Here is a 16,483-nt window from a genome sequence, read left to right as displayed (position 1 = left end):
TTTTTATCGCATGGTCCTGGTTTTAATGATTCTGGTTTTAACAGAAATAGTTTTTAAAAGAGTTCAAATCATAAAAAACCCGGTTTCTTTGAAACCGGGTTTATACTGAAAAGATATAAAACTCTATGAGTTAGACCCTACATCTCCCTGTGCTACAAGAGTACCTAAATCATCGGCACTAAGGTGTACATTTATATAGCCATCATATTCCAAAAGACTATTATAATCTATCAGGTCTCCATCTTCACCATCAAGCTGGGAAACATTGGTCATGCTCATTCCGGTATCCCCATTTACTGCGTTTAAAGAGATTGCTATATCACCCGGAGCTTCGGCTACCGATCCTTCGTGAATATGAGCGGGGTGCATACCACCTGTCGGAGTTCCATCCAACATAATGGTTACAAGAGTTTCACCGTTTAACCGTTCTTCAAACAAAGCTGTACCCATAATTCCATCGACATCTACCGGGGCAAGATCAAAAGAAGCAGATTCACCGGTTAATTCATTTTGACCGATATCACCCTGAGCCACAATCACGCCAAGTTGATCTGCACTTAGGTGAACATTTACATACCCATCATAATTTAATACGTCTTCATACCCAAATTCCGTATCGTCATCCAGCATGGCTACGTGAGTCATACTCATACCGGTTGTTCCATTCACCGGGTTAAAGGTAAAGGCGATATCTCCCCCTTCAGCTGCAGTATTCATATGGATATGAGCTGGGTGCATTCCTCCATCTGGGGTACCCTCTAACATAATAGTTGCAAGTGCTTCTCCACTTAATCTTTCTTCGAAGATCACAGAACCACTAATTCCTTCAACATCCTTCTCACCTAATTCATAAGTTTTGCTTTCTCCGGTGAGTTCATTGGATCCAATATCACCCTGGGCTACTACCGTAGCAAGATCCTCTGCACTAAGATGAACATTTACGTAACCATCGTAGTTTAAAACTTCCTGGTATCCAAACCCGGTATCATCATCTAACATTTCTACCTGAGTCATACTCATTCCGGTATCGCCATTTACAGAATTAAAGGTAAATGCGATATCACCGGGACCTTCAGCGAAAGCTCCCATATGAATATGGGCTGGGTGCATTCCTCCATCTGGTGTTCCATCAAGCATAATAGTTGCCAATGCAGCACCACTCTTACGTTCTTCAAACATTACTGTTCCTCTGATTCCTGCTACCGCTCTTTCGTCAAGTTCGTAGGTTTTACTTTCTCCGGTAAGTTCGTTAGCTCCTATATCATTTTGAGCAACAATAGTTCCCAAATCATCGGCACTTAGGTGTACATTGACATAGCCATCATAATTTAAGACATCATCATACATAAATGCGGTACCATCGTCTAAGGCCGCCACATTGGTTTTGCTCATTCCGGTGGCACCGTTTACAGGATTAAAGCTAAAAGCAATATCCCCTGGAGCTTCAGCAACAGAACCCATATGGATATGTGCAGGGTGTTCACCGTCTTCAGGTGTACCATCAAGCATAATAGTTGCCAGGGCTTCACCATTTACTCTTTCCTGAAACATAACATTCCCGGAAATTCCTTCTACAGCTCTTTCTTCAAGCATATAGTTTTTAGATTCTCCAGTAAGTTCATTTTCTCCGATATCTCCCTGGGCTACCAAGGTACCAAGGTCATCGGCACTTAAATGCACATTGATATATCCGTCAAAATTAATAGCTTCCTCATAAGTAATACTAGTTCCGTCATCTAAGGCAGAAAAGGTAGTAGTACTCATTCCGGTAGTTCCATTAACAGATTCAAAAGATAATGCAATATCCCCACCCTCGGCAGCTGTGTTATAATGAATGTGTGCCGGGTGCATACCTCCATCCGGAGTTCCATCCAATTCAATTTCAACAGTAGTACTGTTATCTTCGTTTTCCATAAATGTTGCGGTACCTGAAATTGAGGGATCGGCGACAGAATAGAGTTCGAAAGATTTGGTTGCACCTTCGAAATCTCCATCCCCATCGGGATCAACTGCATCATCATCGCTGCTACAGCTCATAAACATAAATGGAAGTGCTATTAAAATAGCAAGTAAGAACTTTTTCATAATTTTAAAATTTTAGTGATTAGTAATTTTAGAGGTAGAAAGTTGCATCCCATAAATGCTAATTCCGACATCTAATCTATATTTAGATACGGGAGAACAACTTTTAACGGATGTTAAGCTTATTAAAAACACCTCACAAATTTTGTTAACAATGAAAAGAATTGTTGTCTTAACCGGTGCTGGAGTTAGTGCCGAAAGCGGGATTAGCACCTTTAGAGATGCCGATGGTCTTTGGGAAAAACACGATATTATGGAGATTGCTTCTCCTGGCGGCTGGGAAAGCAATCAAGCCCTGGTGCTTGATTTTTATAATAAACGTCGTCGCCAACTACTAGAAGTAGAACCCAACGCGGCACATCAAGCCCTGGCTAAATTGGAAAAATATTATGATGTAGAGATAATCACCCAAAACATAGATGACTTGCATGAAAGAGCCGGAAGCAAAAAAGTCACCCATTTGCACGGCGAACTTTTAAAAGCAAGAAGCACCTTTAATGAAGATCTGGTTATGGACTGGAAAAAAGATATCAAGATCGGTGACTTTTGTGAGCATAATTATCAACTACGGCCTCATGTGGTTTGGTTTGGAGAAGCCGTGCCTATGTTTGAAAAAGCCGCAGACATTACGGCTTTAGCAGATATTCTTATCATAATAGGCACTTCTATGCAGGTTTATCCTGCCGCGGCTTTAATGGAGTTTGCACCTCGTGATATCCCTGTATTTTTCATAGATCCCAAGCCCAATGTAGCACCAGCAAAACATTTGAAAATCATTTCGGAAAGAGCTTCCATAGGGGTTCCACAATTGGTTGATGAGCTTATAAAATCTTCAGCATAAAGCTTTAAAAAGAATTAAGACAGTAGTTTTAAAGATGGTTTGGAAGCAGTATATTTGGAGCTTTATAATTCAAACACCACAACACAATGACTCCGCTAACCGCCATCTCGCCAATAGACGGCAGATACCATGATAAAACCAAAAGTCTTTCAGCTTATTTTAGCGAAGAAGCCCTAATTAAATACCGCATAAAGGTTGAAGTAGAATATTTTATCGCACTCTGTGAGCTGCCTCTTCCTCAACTCAGTTCTTTTCCGAAGGAAAAATATTCCCATTTGCGCGAGATTTACGGTGATTTTACGACAATAGATGCTCAGGCAGTTAAGGAAATAGAAAAAACCACCAACCACGATGTAAAAGCCGTAGAGTATTTCCTGAAAGAAAAATTCGATGAACTTGAGCTTCAGGAATTTAAGGAGTTTATCCATTTTGGTTTGACATCTCAAGACATAAATAATACTGCTGTGCCCTTAAGCCTTAGAAAGGCTATAGAAGATGACTATCTTTCTGTACTGGATGAAATTCGAGCTAAATTGCGGGAGCTTTCTCAGGAATGGGCAGATGTACCTTTACTGGCAAGAACTCACGGCCAACCTGCTTCTCCAACCCGGCTTGGCAAGGAGATAGATGTATTTTCGGCAAGGCTGGAGGAACAACTTACTCAATTACACTACATTCCACACGCCGGTAAATTTGGTGGCGCAACCGGTAATTACAATGCACATAAGATTGCTTATCCGCATATTGACTGGAAGGAATTCGGAACCAACTTTGTAGAGGAAATTCTGGGGCTTCATCATTCCTTCCCTACAACACAGATAGAGCACTACGACCATATGGCAGCCCTATTTGATGTTCTAAAACGCATCAATAATATTCTTATAGATCTGGACCGGGATATCTGGACCTATGTTTCTATGGACTATTTTAAACAAAAAATCACTAAAGGAGAAATAGGATCTTCTGCTATGCCGCATAAAGTTAATCCTATAGATTTTGAGAACAGTGAAGGAAACCTGGGGATCGCGAATGCCATTTTCGAACATCTTTCAGCAAAATTACCGATAAGTCGCTTACAGCGTGATCTTACCGATAGCACAGTACTTCGTAATATTGGAGTCCCAATGGGCCATACCCTAATCGGATTTAAATCTACTTTAAAGGGTTTAGGTAAATTATTACTGAATAAGGAAAAACTCAATGCCGATCTTGAAGCAAATTGGGCTGTAGTGGCTGAAGCTATTCAAACCATTTTAAGACGGGAAGGTTTTAAAAATCCTTATGAAGCATTAAAAGGTCTTACCCGTACCAATGAGAAGATAAATAAAGAGAGTATTTCAAAGTTTATTGACAGTCTGGAGGTTTCCGATGAAATTAAAGATGAACTTAAAGCAATAACTCCCCAAAATTACACCGGGATATAAATAAAAAATACCGCCGGGAACAACTTAGCCCGGCGGGTTGTTTTATATAATTTAGTCCTTTCCTGATTTCTACCCAGCGCAAGGAGACTCCTTGGCTACGAATATCAATAAAAACCCAAAAGCTCCAGAGATTTTTATGTTATGATTTTTTATCCAGGTTGTTTAATTCATCGGCGCCGGGTACTTTTAAATCCTTGGTCAATCTTGAAAGCTGAGAAAGATCTATATCGCCGGTAATACTAAGAATAACCGAAATTGGTTCCCCATCCTCATGTCCTTCCAGGAACATAAAAAGTTCACTCACAATGTTTTCGTTTTTTCCCGGCTTAGAATAAAATTTAATATTCTTCCCGTTTTCGTTTACCCGCATTAGCTGTTCCAGGCTACCATTTTTCAGGTAGTTATCTACATCGCGGGCCATTTCAGAACGAACCTGGTTGTTGGAGGAGGTAAACATTCTTATCTCATCCAGGTTTTCTATCAATCTAATATATTGTTGTGCTTCCTCATCACTCTCGCTAAAGTCAACTTTAGCCAGCATTTTAAACATTTTACTGGTCATTATCATCGCATCCACTTCCTTCATATTTTCATATTTTTCGAAGGCCTGTGCATTGGTAAAAAATGGCAGTAAGGCAAGTATAAAGAGTATCGCTATTTTTTTCATCTCGTTAATTTAATCGTGTTTAATTATTCTTTCTCTAGTATTATTGAATTCCTTGAGATAAACAAGGTTTTCTCTTCTTTCATTCATTAATTCTGAAACCATTTGAAGGGTTTCCCGGGTTTTTTCAAAGGCTAATTCTTCATCCTGAATGGTTCCTAAATCAGCATTTTTAGTATTGCTTGAATTTTTCTGCTGAAGGAAAAAAATTCCAATTGCCAGAATAATTATCACCAATACCCCAGCCCAAACATAAAACTTTTTTCCTGAAGCTTTCGAATAGTGTTGCTTCTCATTTTTCTCTGTTTGTTGAAACTGGCTTTTTGATTCCATAATTAATTGTATTAGTCCGGCATTTATTTATTTTCTTACGCAATTAAAAATATTGGTATAAAGCTTGTAACCTTATATTAAATCGAAATTCAGAAATCACTAAATCTATTACGTTTAAGTGCCTAAAAAAATGTTATAATAAATTTTGAATTTACGATTTTGTGGCTAATTTTAGCCTTTTCACAAAAACTTAACATATATGAAGATTTACAAATTATTATTTCTTTTTCTTTTTTCTTCCAGCCTTCTAATATCCTGCTCTAAAAACGATGATGATGTAGTTGACGAGGAAGTGGGAAAAACTGGGCCGGATAGAAATCTGGAAGTAGAGGATTTTATGTATAAAGGAATGAACGAAATTTACCTCTATAAAAGTTACGTCCCTAAACTCGCCGATGGCTATTTTACCACCCAGGATGATTTAAATGATTTTCTTGATGATTTTGACACTCCAGAAGACCTGTTTTACGATGGACTTGTTTACGATTATGGGGAACAAGACAGATTCAGCTTCATGACCGATGATTACATCGCCCTTGAAAACCGATTTGCAGGAACGAGTACAACCACCGGAATGAATTATGGGTTTGCTTATCACCCTAATGATGAGAGTAAGGTTTTGCTTTACGTGCGATATGTACAACCAAATACTTCTGCTGCCGATACCGGGATTGAAAGAGGAATGATCTTTAACAAAGTAGACGGTGAGGTGATGACGCTCGCAAATTACGGGGATCTGGTAAGACCGGAAAACTTCACTCTTCATCAGGCCGAATTCGATGAGAATATGGATGTAGTAGGCCTTGATAAAACTTATGATCTATCTAAAGCCGAATATACTGCGAACCCGGTTTATATTACCAAAACCTTTAATGTTGATGGTAAAAAAGTGGGGTACCTGATGTACAACAGTTTTACCGCCGACTTTGATGCTGAATTAAATAATGCATTTAACAATTTTAAATCAGAAGGAATCACTGAGCTTATCCTGGATCTAAGATATAATGGTGGAGGAAGTGTAGAATCGGCCGTAGATCTTGCAAGTATGATCACGGGGCAATTTGAAGGTGAAATCTTTTCTCAACAACAATGGAATCCTTCATACCAATCCTACTTTAAAGAAAATAATCCGGATAGACTGGTAGACAGATTTAACGATAAAATACGCACTGGTGATCTTATAAATAGCCTTAACCTGGATAAAGTTTATGTTATAGCAGGTAAATCAAGTGCTTCTGCAAGTGAATTAACTATAAATGGACTCGATGCCTGGATAGATGTTGTACACGTAGGTCAAAACACGGTAGGAAAGTTTCAGGCTTCGGTTACATTGTATGATTCTCAGAATTTTGGTAGAGAAAATGCCAATCCTAATCACAAATATGCCATCCAACCTTTAGTTTATAAATCGGCTAATGCCCTTGGTAATTCAGATTATGTAGACGGTTTGGTTCCTGATATTGAGGTTAAAGAATATATAAATGAATACAAGCCTCTCGGCGATCCATCTGAACCTTTATTGGCTGCAGCATTGGATGATATCAAAGGAGTAAAAAAAGCTTCTTATTTTTCTAAATCCCCCGAGCTTGAAATCCTTGATGAGACAGGATCTGATGCTCCTGAATTTCAGAAAATGTTTACCGATGAAGTTCCACCGGTTATTCCCGGAGGGAACGAGTTTTAATACTCAGAACTTTATATAAAAAAAGCCCCGGAGAATGATTATTCTCCGGGGCTTTTAAATTTATTCTACTATATAAATCCCATTTGGATTTATTCCCATAGAAAATTCATTTAATAAATTTCCGGCTTTATCCAAAACCATAAGTTTACCGTCTCCGGTAAAATCGTAGTTAGCAAAAGATGCAAAGATCTCATTTTCTGTTATTGTGAAACCATATAACACACCTTCATCTACGAATTCGGTTATAGAGGAACCAGGAACTTTCTGGTTGGCTACACTAATTCTGTAAACCATATCCTCCAGCGTATAAAAAAGACTTTCTCCATCAAAATTCAGGTTTGCAGGATGCTCATTAACCTCAAAACTAAGCTCGTTAACCACCTGGTGATTAATCATATCTATTTGAGTGATCTTACCTGCTGTCTCGGTTTCCGCATAAGCAGGTAGCCCCGAAGAAAGCACCCATAAACTGTTGCCATCGCTCACCATGGAGTTAGGCACCTCTCCTACTTCAATTATTTTTTCTATAATATTGATGTTAGGATCTATTACAGAAATCTTATTATTAAAGCCAAATCCGCCTTTATGGGCTACGTATACCTTATTATTTACAGTGAATACTTTTTCTGGACCTTCTTCTACGGAAATTGTTTCCTCTAATTCAAAACTTGCGAGATTATAAACCGCGATAAAATCATCATCTGGATCCATACCATCTCCCCAGTTGCTTACAAAAGCTTTTCCTTCATATAAATCGATATACCTAGGGTTATCCAATCCGGTTTCTATCGTGGCCAAATGTTCGAAGCTGTGGCGATTCACCACTTCAATTTTTCCTGAAACATTCATCACTATAAAAGCTAAATCTTTATAAAAACCTATATTCTGACCGGTATCTCCAAGGTTTTTCCCTTCATTTTCTTCAATAAAAATACTATGTTTTATTTTCAGAAGATCAGGTTTCAGAAAAGACACCGAAGAGTTCCCAGAACCAAAATTCCCCTCATTCAGAATAAAAACCCCTTTGGTGTAATTTCCCAATTCCTCTTCAGGAATTTCATTAATCTCGTTATCGCTCTCACAAGAAGCGAATAAAACAGCGCTAAGCACTGCGGCCATAAAAAATCTGATCTTCATAAATTATAATTTAAAGGTGATTGAACTATTAAAATATCGTCCCGGCATTGGTCGCCCGGGCATACTCTTATATTTTTCATCAAAAAGGTTCCTGACCTGAAATCCGATCTTCACAATGTCATTTCGGCCAAAATTCCGGGCTATGCCCAAATTTGATATCGTATAATCGTCTAGCGTATACTTATTATCTGAAGAAGTAAAAATGCTCCCATTGTACAAAAACTGATAAAAAACAGAATAGCGATTATAGTTATAACCAAGCGAGGCAGTGGCCTTATGCTCGGGCACATAGATGAGTTGTTTTTTAGTTTCCTGATTCTGGCTCTGGGTCCAGGCGTAGGTAGCATTCATTTCAAGACTGTGGCTACCAATGGTTTTATTCCAGTCTACAGCTGCTTCTAAACCATAATTTCTGACTTCCCCGGTATTTTCAGGTCGCCATAATCCTCCACTGTTTGGAACCCAACGCAGTAAATTTTCAGAATTAATAAGGTAAACTGCCAGATCGTATTTCAAATTCTTAAAGCTGAATTTCTGTCCAAGTTCCACCTGTTTTGAAGTCTCCGGCTTTAAATCCAGATTTCCACCGGCATACCAGTAGAGATCATTGAAACTCGGGATCCTGAAGTTTTTCGAAACCCCAAGCCTTATTTCATACCATTCTGAAAACCTGTAAAGTCCGTTCGCAGCAAACAGCAATGGCGACTCATATTCTTCTGTGGCTTCTTTTCTGGCGCTTAATTGGTAACTGAAATCTCCCAGGCTATGTTTTAGTAACAAGGCCAGACTACCAATATTTCGTTGGTTTTCACCGGTATTTGTTCCTTTTCCTGAAATTTTCTGATAATCTACAATTCCGGTTACCTCCAGCTCGCTGCTGAATTGATAGCTAAGATCTACCTTGGCGATCCCGGTTCTGGCACGACCGTAGTTATATTCCTCGGTGTCCCTATTTTCAAAATACCGGTAAATTTCATCTAAATAAGCCAATTTTAACGAAGAGCTTAAGTCCCCATAAAAGCCATTCCACTCCAGGAGATTGCGACTATTCACATCTTCAAACTTGCTTCTGGAAGGGGCACTAAGGGTTCCGGAAAAACCTCTTTCGCCCTCATAAAATTTGCTATGAAATTTCAGGAGATGATTTTTACTCAACCGATGAGCCCCCGACAGGCCCAGGCCTGTATTCCTGATATCTCCATTTTCATTGAATTGATTCTCTCTGGGATATTCAAAATCATTGGCCGAAGAATTCCTGGCAAGATTCAGCTGAAAACTCGTCTTTTCTGAAGAAATAGAGGCTCCATAATTTCCTGAAAATGTTTCAAAACTTCCATAATCCAGTTTAAGTTGATTATGAAATTCTCCATCAAATTTAAAGCTGTTGTTAAGATGAACACTTCCCCCAATAGCCCCGCTTCCATAGAGAACACTACCCCCACCGGGCCGAATTGAAATATTATTGACAGTTCCTGTGAGAATTGTATTAAAATCGGTTTGTCCTGTAAATTGGGAATTGATGTTGATCCCGTTCCAGATTACCGCGGTTTGCTGGGCAGAAGTGCCACGAAAAGATGCTGAAGAAACCATCCCCGGCCCGTTTTCCCTAAAAAAAATAGGGCTATTGAATTTTAACAACGAGGTAAGCGATGGCTCATTTTCTTTCAAAATCGAATCATTGAGCAGCATAACCCGGCGCTCTTCCGAATCTCTTTTTAGAGAAATATCGCTTAATACTACCTCGTCCAGCCGTGTGACAGGTTCGGTTTGTGAAAATGCGGGTAAAGCTAAAAGCGATCCCAGAAATAAAAGGTAATAACGATTTAAGTTCATTATACACCGACTTTTATCCCGAAAGTCTAAGAGTTAAATTAGTAATGCTTCTGGCAGGTCTCCTGGCTCGCGTCCTTGTTGTTTACCTTCCCATCGCGCCAAGCGACAGTGGTATGAAGTGTGACAACAGGCATTCCGGTTACGGAACTTAGCTTACAGTTGCGGGAACAGCTCAGGAATTTTTGAAGATTCAAATCACCTGATTCCCTTTTAATCGACGACGGTACATTCCGGCGCCAAACCAAAATTTCTTTGTCAAAAATAAACATTTATGTTTGCGAAGCACTAAAATTTTTAAATAATATTACTTTTGAAGTCAAATCTGTAATCTTGAAATATTTCGTTTCCCTTTTATCATTGCTATTTTTATTTTCCTGCAAAAACGAGGAAAAGAACACTTCTACAACTCAAATTTCCGAAGGAAATCCGGTAGAAATAAAATATGCCAAAGGCTTCAGCATAGAGGAATTTAACGGCTATAGCATTGTTAAAGTCCATAACCCCTGGCCGAATTCGGATCTTGATCTCACCTATCTTTTAATTGAAGAAAACACTAAAATTCCTGAAGATTTGCAGTACGATCAAAAAATTCAGCTTCCTGTAAAAGAGGTGGTGGTTACTTCTACAACTCATATTCCTGCCCTGGAAGCTTTACAAGTGGAAAATAAATTAACAGGTTTTCCCGGGCTCGATTATATTTCTTCCAAAAAGACCAGAAAGCTAATTAATTCGGGGAAAATAAAAGAACTGGGAAAGAATGAAAATATCAATACCGAAGTTTTGATCGATCTTCAACCAGATGTGGTAATTGGTTTCGCTATAGATGGAAATAACAAAACCTTCGAAAATATTCAAAAAACCGGGATTCCCGTGGTATTCAATGCGGATTGGGTGGAAGAAGAACCTCTGGGCAAAGCCGAATGGATAAAGTTCATGGGGGCATTTTTCGGTAAGACAGCTGAGGCAACAAACATATTTGAACAAATTGAAAATGATTATCTGGTAGCAAAAGAACTGGCAAAAACTTCAGAAAAACAACCAACTGTAATTGGGGGTTCTATGTATAAAGACCAGTGGTATATGCCCTACGGCAATTCCTGGCAGGCCCGTTTTATAGGTGAGGCAAATGCTAATTACCTTTATAAAGAAACCGAAGGTAGCGGCAGCCTGGCACTATCTTTTGAAAATGTTCTTGAAAAAGCACAAAATGCAGATTTTTGGATTAGTACCGGACAATTCACCACTTATACGCAACTACTTAATGAATCCAGGCATTATGAGCAGTTTAAAGCCGTACAGGAGAAAAAAGTTTACAGTGTAAGTCTGGTTGAAGGCCAAACGGGAGGAGTTTTATATTTCGAATTAGGTCCACAACGGCCCGATCTGATTTTAAAGGATTTGATTTCTATTTTTCACCCCAACTTACTCCCGGATTATGAGCGAGTGTTCTTCAAAGCCCTAAAAAATTGATCTTTAGTCGAAAGTACATATTAACCTTTTCACTCTTAATACTGGCTTTAATAGGCCTGTTATTTCTAAACATAGGTTTAGGCTCTGTAAAAATTCCATTAAAAGATATTATTGCTTCCATTTTCAACCTGGAGGTATCCCGGGAATCCTGGAGGTATATAATTATAGAATATCGTCTTCCAAAAGCCATAACAGCCGTTATCACCGGCTCTGGCCTGGCCGTTAGCGGACTTTTAATGCAAACTCTTTTTAGAAATCCTTTGGCAGGGCCTTACGTTTTAGGTCTAAGCAGTGGCGCAAGTCTTGGGGTAGCTTTGGTTTTTATGGGGGCAGGACTGTTTGGGGGCGCCTTTGCCTCTTTTCTACTTTCTAATTGGAGTATTGTTATCGCTTCCAGTATAGGAAGCTTGCTAGTTTTACTGGCAGTAATGCTGGCCTCCCTACGATTACGAGATACTATGGCCATACTTATCATAGGATTGATGTTTGCTAGTTTAACAGCTGCAATAGTTAGTGTTCTTGCATATTTTAGTCCGGCTTCCCAGCTTCAACAATACGTTTTTTGGTCTTTTGGAAGTTTAGGAAATCTTTCCTGGGAGGAAGTTTCAGTACTGGGTTTATTTTGGGCTAGCGGAATTTTTCTTTCCATTGCAGGAATTAAGAACCTCAACAGCCTGTTACTTGGAGAACAATATGCAAAAAGTCTTGGAGTGAGTATTCAAAGAAATAGATTGCTGGTGATTCTGGCCACAAGTTTATTGGCGGGAAGTATAACTGCGTTTGCCGGACCCATAGCCTTTGTAGGACTTGCGGTCCCACATCTAATCAGGCAGGTTATCCCGGTGAATAATCACGGGATTTTAATTCCGGCAGTATTACTTGGAGGAGCTATTTTAATGCTTATTTGTGATATTGCGGCTCAAATGCCTGGCAACGAATTCACCTTACCTATTAACGCAATCACCTCTTTGATAGGTGCACCGGTGGTTATTTGGTTATTGGTTAGAAAACGCCGATTTTTATTTTGAAATGACTGAATTTACCCCAAATAGCATTCTTAAAACCGAAAAGCTTAGCATAGGCTATCGCAACCGGAATTCAGAAACCTATATTGCCCAGGATATCAACATCAATATTTCTCCAGGTCAACTTGTAGCGGTAATAGGAATAAATGGTATTGGAAAGTCAACCCTTTTACGAAGCCTTAGTGGCGTGCAGGAAAACCTTTCAGGAAATATCCTTATTGATGAAAAGGATTTAAAAAGTCTCCCTCCTTTAGAGCAAGCTTCTCTTATAAGTCTGGTCCTTACCGGGCAGCCCGTATCTAAAAACCTGAGTGTTTTTGAATTAGTTGCACTTGGGAGGCAACCCTATACAAATTGGATAGGTAGGCTTACTAAAAATGACCTGAGACACATAAAAAAATCACTTCGCCTGGTAGATATTGAAAGTCTGGAGAATAAAAAATGCTATGAACTTAGTGACGGCCAAATGCAAAAAGTTTTAATTGCCCGTGCCCTGGCCCAGGATACCCCCCTGGTAATTCTCGATGAGCCCACAACCCATTTAGATTTATATCATAAAGCCTACATACTGCAACTTCTAAAAAAACTAACCCGCAAAACCAATAAGGCTATAATTTTCGCTTCTCACGAAATAAATCTTGCCCTGCAGCTTTGTGATAAAATTTTGCTGATGCAAAAAAATGAGATTGTAATGGGCAGCCCACAGGAACTGATAAGATCGGGGAAATTGTCAAGTATCTTTCCTTCAGATCTTATTTTCTTTGATAAAAACAGTTCTTCTTTTAAGATAAAGTCTTGATATTATTTATGGTTTTAGTATTCCCCGTACTTTTTGGGTGATATTTTTTTCAAATAAGTATCTTTGGAAAAAGCATCCTCCGCCATGACCGATTCCTTATTACTCATTCTTCTTCCCGTCATCGCAATCCTGCTGGGCTTCATTTTGGGTAAACTATTTTCGGGGTTAAAATACAAGGGAAATATCAGTAAAATTGAAGAAAGAAATAATCAACTATCACTTCAAATAGAAGATCTTAAAAGTCAATTAACCAGAAATTTAAAAGAGCATAAAGAGGAATTATCAGAATTAAAAAATTCAGGAGCGATTCAATTGGAAAAAGTAGAGAAAGAGCGGGAAGAAATACGCCGGGAAAAGGATTTTTTAAGTACCGAACTCACCAGGAGGAATTCAGAATTTGATAATCTTCAGCTAAATAATAAAGAGCAAAAAGCCGAAGTGGAAAAACTTCAGGAGAAATTTAGCAAGGAATTTGAAAACCTGGCCAATAAGATACTGGAGCAAAAATCAGAGAAATTTACTTCCCTGAACAAGGAGAACATTCAAAATATATTAAAACCACTTCAGGAAAAGATCAGAACTTTTGAGGAAAAAGTGGATAAAAACAGCACCGATTTTATTGAACGTCACGCCCAGCTTGGCAAACAGCTTCAGTTTTTAAACGAGCAAAACCTCAAGATTAGTGAAGAGGCCACCAATCTCACCAAAGCCTTAAAAGGCAACACTAAAATGCAGGGTAATTGGGGCGAAATGGTATTGGAGAGGGTTTTGGAACGCAGCGGTCTGCAAAAAGATAGCGAATACTTTGTTCAGCAGAATTTCCACACAGAAAACGGTAAACGCGTAATGCCCGATGTAATTATCCATTTACCGGGAGAAAAGAAAATGATTATCGACTCCAAGGTTTCCCTCAATGCCTATGAACGCTACATTAATGAGGACGAAGAAATAAACCGCCAGGGGCATCTAAAGAATCATTTGATCTCCGTGAAAAAACGGGTTGAAGAATTAAGCGCGAAGAATTACCACGAGCTTTATCAAATGGAAAGCCCCGATTTCGTTTTGCTTTTCATCCCTATAGAAGCTGCTTTCGCCATTGCTTCAAACAAAAACCCAAACCTGTACGCTGAAGCCTTTGAAAAAAATATTATTATAGTTACTCCTACTACTCTCCTAGCGGTTTTGAAAACCATAGACAGTATGTGGCAAAATGAAAAACAAAAGCAAAATGCTATCGAAATCGCGACTAAGGCGGGTGCACTCTATGATAGTTTTGTAAATCTCACCCTGGAACTTGAAAAAGTAGGGAAACAGCTGGGGACGGTTCAGAATACTTATGAAGGCGCTATGAAAAAACTCACCGGAAAAGGAAACCTGATAGGTAGAGTAGAAAAGCTAAAAAAACTTGGGGCAAAAGCCAGTAAACAGCTTGATGGCAAACTTCTTACCCGTGCGGAAAACGAAGAAGATCAAATACAAAGTAAAAACTTAAACTAATGCTTAAAAAGTCTGATTTTTTTTCAATAATACTTCTAGGGCTGTTGTTTCAGCCGATCTTTGCTCAAACTAAATACTTTCCCGAAAAAGGAGAATGGCAGGAAAAACAGGATTCTGAATACAATTTAGACCTCACTCAGGTTGTGGAATTTGCTCAAAACAATGAATACAGCGGGGCAAAAGATCTTCGGCAGGCTATTTTAAAAGGCTTTGAGCACGAACCATATCACCAAATTCTCGGACCCACCAAAGGCCGTGGCGGTCCGGCAGGAATGATCATTAAAGATGGCTACTTAATCGCCAAATGGGGAGATACCAAACGCGTAGATATGACCTTTAGCGTAACAAAAAGCTTCCTTAGCACCACTGCACTTATCGCTTTAGATAAAGGCCTAATAAATTCACTGGATCAGCCGGTTAAAAATTTTGTTTGGGACAAGACCTTTGAGGGCACACATAACGCTAAGATTACCTGGAAACATCTTCTTCAGCAAACTTCAGACTGGAGCGGCAGCTTATGGGGTTCTTACGATTGGGCAGACAGACCCCCGAGAGAGGGAAGCATAGACGAATGGAAGGCCCGAAAGTTAAACGAGCCCGGAACTCATTTCAAGTATAATGATGTTAGGGTGAATGTTTTAGCTTACTCCCTGCTTCAGGTATTTCGGGAACCTTTACCAAAAGTTTTAAAGAAGGAAATTATGGACCCCATTGGCGCTTCCCCAACATGGAGGTGGTTTGGCTATGATAATTCCTGGGTTAGCATTGATGGGTTCAAAATGCAATCGGTTAGCGGCGGGGGACATTCCGGAGGAGGAATGTTTATCAATACTGAAGATATGGCCAGATTTGGGTATCTTTTTCTTAATGAAGGAACATGGAAAGACCAACAAATCCTGCCAGCAAACCTGGTAAACGAAATAACAGATTCTTCTGAAGCGAACAGGAATTACGGTTATATGTGGTGGCTTAACCGCGCAGAGGAACCACAATGGGAAAGCATTAACCGTGATATCTTTTATGCAGCCGGGTTTGGTGGAAATTTTATTATTGTAGATAGAACTAATGATATGGTGATAGTGACACGCTGGTTAGAACCCTCTAAGCTTGAAAAATTTGTACAACTAGTTAACAAAAGCCTCAATAATGCAAAATAAATATAAAACAGTAGAAGAATCCCAGGTACGAATCTCCGAACTAATGTTGCCCTCTCATTCTAATTTCAACGGAAAGATTCACGGGGGCTACATATTATCTCTACTGGACCAAATTGCTTTTGCCTGCGCCTCTAAACATTCGGGGGCTTATTGTGTGACGGCGAGTGTCGATACAGTAGACTTTCTGAAACCTATTGAAATTGGGGAGCTCGTTACTATGAAAGCCTCGGTTAATTATGTTGGTACCAGCTCTATGGTGATCGGGATACGGGTAGAAGCAGAAAATATCCAGACGGGAGCGATAAAACATTGTAATTCTTCCCATATTACTATGGTAGCTAAAGATGAAAAAGGGAATTCTGTACAGGTACCCGGTTTAATTCTTAAAACCGATAATGATATTAGAAGGTTTGCCCAAAGCATTAAAAGGAAAGAGATAAAGATAAAAGACAATGCAGAATTTCAGGCCACCGATTTTAATTCTGAAGAATACCTCCATATTGTAGAAAAATACAAAGTTAAAATCCAACACTAATT

Annotated in this window: 14 protein-coding genes and 1 riboswitch; of the genes, 9 read left to right on the top strand and 5 right to left on the bottom strand. The window is 39.1% G+C overall.

Annotation, left to right across the window (positions count from 1 at the left end):
• Window positions 1-123: 123 nt before the first annotated feature.
• Window positions 124-2,085, bottom strand: a complete 1,962-nt coding sequence (locus tag BUW93_RS15085) for a CHRD domain-containing protein (RefSeq protein WP_110688292.1) — start codon at window positions 2,083-2,085, stop codon at window positions 124-126.
• Between the two features lie 151 nt (window positions 2,086-2,236).
• Between BUW93_RS15085 and BUW93_RS10255 the strand changes: the two genes are divergently transcribed.
• Window positions 2,237-2,923, top strand: a complete 687-nt coding sequence (locus BUW93_RS10255) for an SIR2 family NAD-dependent protein deacylase (protein ID WP_081211612.1) — start codon at window positions 2,237-2,239, stop codon at window positions 2,921-2,923.
• Between the two features lie 86 nt (window positions 2,924-3,009).
• Window positions 3,010-4,347, top strand: a complete 1,338-nt coding sequence (purB, locus tag BUW93_RS10250) for an adenylosuccinate lyase (protein ID WP_081211611.1) — start codon at window positions 3,010-3,012, stop codon at window positions 4,345-4,347.
• 139 nt (window positions 4,348-4,486) lie between these two features.
• Here purB and BUW93_RS10245 read toward each other — a convergent pair whose 3' ends face one another.
• Together BUW93_RS10245 and BUW93_RS10240 are read right to left on the bottom strand one after the other, a co-directional pair.
• On the bottom strand, window positions 4,487-5,014 hold the full coding sequence (locus BUW93_RS10245; RefSeq protein ID WP_081211610.1) for a DUF4252 domain-containing protein: 528 nt from the start codon (window positions 5,012-5,014) through the stop codon (window positions 4,487-4,489).
• A 9-nt stretch (window positions 5,015-5,023) separates the two neighbouring features.
• Entirely contained in the window at window positions 5,024-5,344 is a 321-nt protein-coding gene (locus tag BUW93_RS10240; RefSeq protein ID WP_081211609.1) for a hypothetical protein, read from the bottom strand.
• 199 nt (window positions 5,345-5,543) lie between these two features.
• On the opposite strand from BUW93_RS10240, the gene BUW93_RS10235 reads away from it, so the two are divergent.
• Window positions 5,544-7,028 (top strand): S41 family peptidase, encoded by a 1,485-nt coding sequence (locus tag BUW93_RS10235; protein ID WP_081211608.1) that lies wholly within the window; start codon window positions 5,544-5,546, stop codon window positions 7,026-7,028.
• A 60-nt stretch (window positions 7,029-7,088) separates the two neighbouring features.
• Here the strand turns inward: BUW93_RS10235 and BUW93_RS10230 are convergent, their stop codons facing one another.
• Both BUW93_RS10230 and BUW93_RS10225 read right to left on the bottom strand, forming a co-directional pair.
• A complete protein-coding gene (locus tag BUW93_RS10230) occupies window positions 7,089-8,165 on the bottom strand; it encodes a YncE family protein (protein ID WP_081211607.1) in 1,077 nt (358 codons plus the stop codon).
• Window positions 8,166-8,168: 3 nt separating this feature from the next.
• On the bottom strand, window positions 8,169-9,998 hold the full coding sequence (locus tag BUW93_RS10225) for a TonB-dependent receptor plug domain-containing protein (RefSeq protein WP_081211606.1): 1,830 nt from the start codon (window positions 9,996-9,998) through the stop codon (window positions 8,169-8,171).
• A 35-nt stretch (window positions 9,999-10,033) separates the two neighbouring features.
• A riboswitch (cobalamin riboswitch) is annotated at window positions 10,034-10,259 on the bottom strand.
• Between the two features lie 69 nt (window positions 10,260-10,328).
• Here BUW93_RS10225 and BUW93_RS10220 point away from each other — a divergent pair.
• The 6 genes from BUW93_RS10220 to BUW93_RS10195 all read left to right on the top strand — a co-directional run bounded on the left by BUW93_RS10220 (window position 10,329) and on the right by BUW93_RS10195 (window position 16,481).
• A complete protein-coding gene (locus BUW93_RS10220; protein WP_081211720.1) occupies window positions 10,329-11,468 on the top strand; it encodes an ABC transporter substrate-binding protein in 1,140 nt (379 codons plus the stop codon).
• Window positions 11,465-12,496 carry an iron ABC transporter permease gene (locus BUW93_RS10215; RefSeq protein ID WP_081211605.1) on the top strand — a complete coding sequence of 344 codons (1,032 nt, stop codon included), beginning with the start codon at window positions 11,465-11,467 and terminating at the stop codon, window positions 12,494-12,496. The genes BUW93_RS10220 and BUW93_RS10215 overlap by 4 nt, the downstream gene beginning before the upstream one ends.
• Window position 12,497: 1 nt before the next feature.
• Window positions 12,498-13,292 (top strand): ABC transporter ATP-binding protein, encoded by a 795-nt coding sequence (locus BUW93_RS10210; protein WP_081211604.1) that lies wholly within the window; start codon window positions 12,498-12,500, stop codon window positions 13,290-13,292.
• Between the two features lie 84 nt (window positions 13,293-13,376).
• Window positions 13,377-14,789 carry a DNA recombination protein RmuC gene (gene rmuC / locus BUW93_RS10205; protein WP_081211603.1) on the top strand — a complete coding sequence of 471 codons (1,413 nt, stop codon included), beginning with the start codon at window positions 13,377-13,379 and terminating at the stop codon, window positions 14,787-14,789.
• Window positions 14,789-15,946: a serine hydrolase domain-containing protein gene (locus tag BUW93_RS10200; RefSeq protein ID WP_081211602.1), complete on the top strand. Its 1,158-nt coding sequence runs from the start codon at window positions 14,789-14,791 to the stop codon at window positions 15,944-15,946. Before rmuC ends, BUW93_RS10200 begins: the two co-directional genes overlap by 1 nt.
• Window positions 15,936-16,481 carry an acyl-CoA thioesterase gene (locus tag BUW93_RS10195; protein ID WP_081211601.1) on the top strand — a complete coding sequence of 182 codons (546 nt, stop codon included), beginning with the start codon at window positions 15,936-15,938 and terminating at the stop codon, window positions 16,479-16,481. Before BUW93_RS10200 ends, BUW93_RS10195 begins: the two co-directional genes overlap by 11 nt.
• Window positions 16,482-16,483 lie beyond the last annotated feature (2 nt).

Origin of the sequence: Salegentibacter sediminis, from assembly GCF_002078605.1 — a bacterium.
GTDB lineage: Bacteria > Bacteroidota > Bacteroidia > Flavobacteriales > Flavobacteriaceae > Salegentibacter > Salegentibacter sediminis.
Note: the sequence above shows the minus strand (reverse complement) of the source record. Positions and strands in the feature narration are given on the sequence as shown.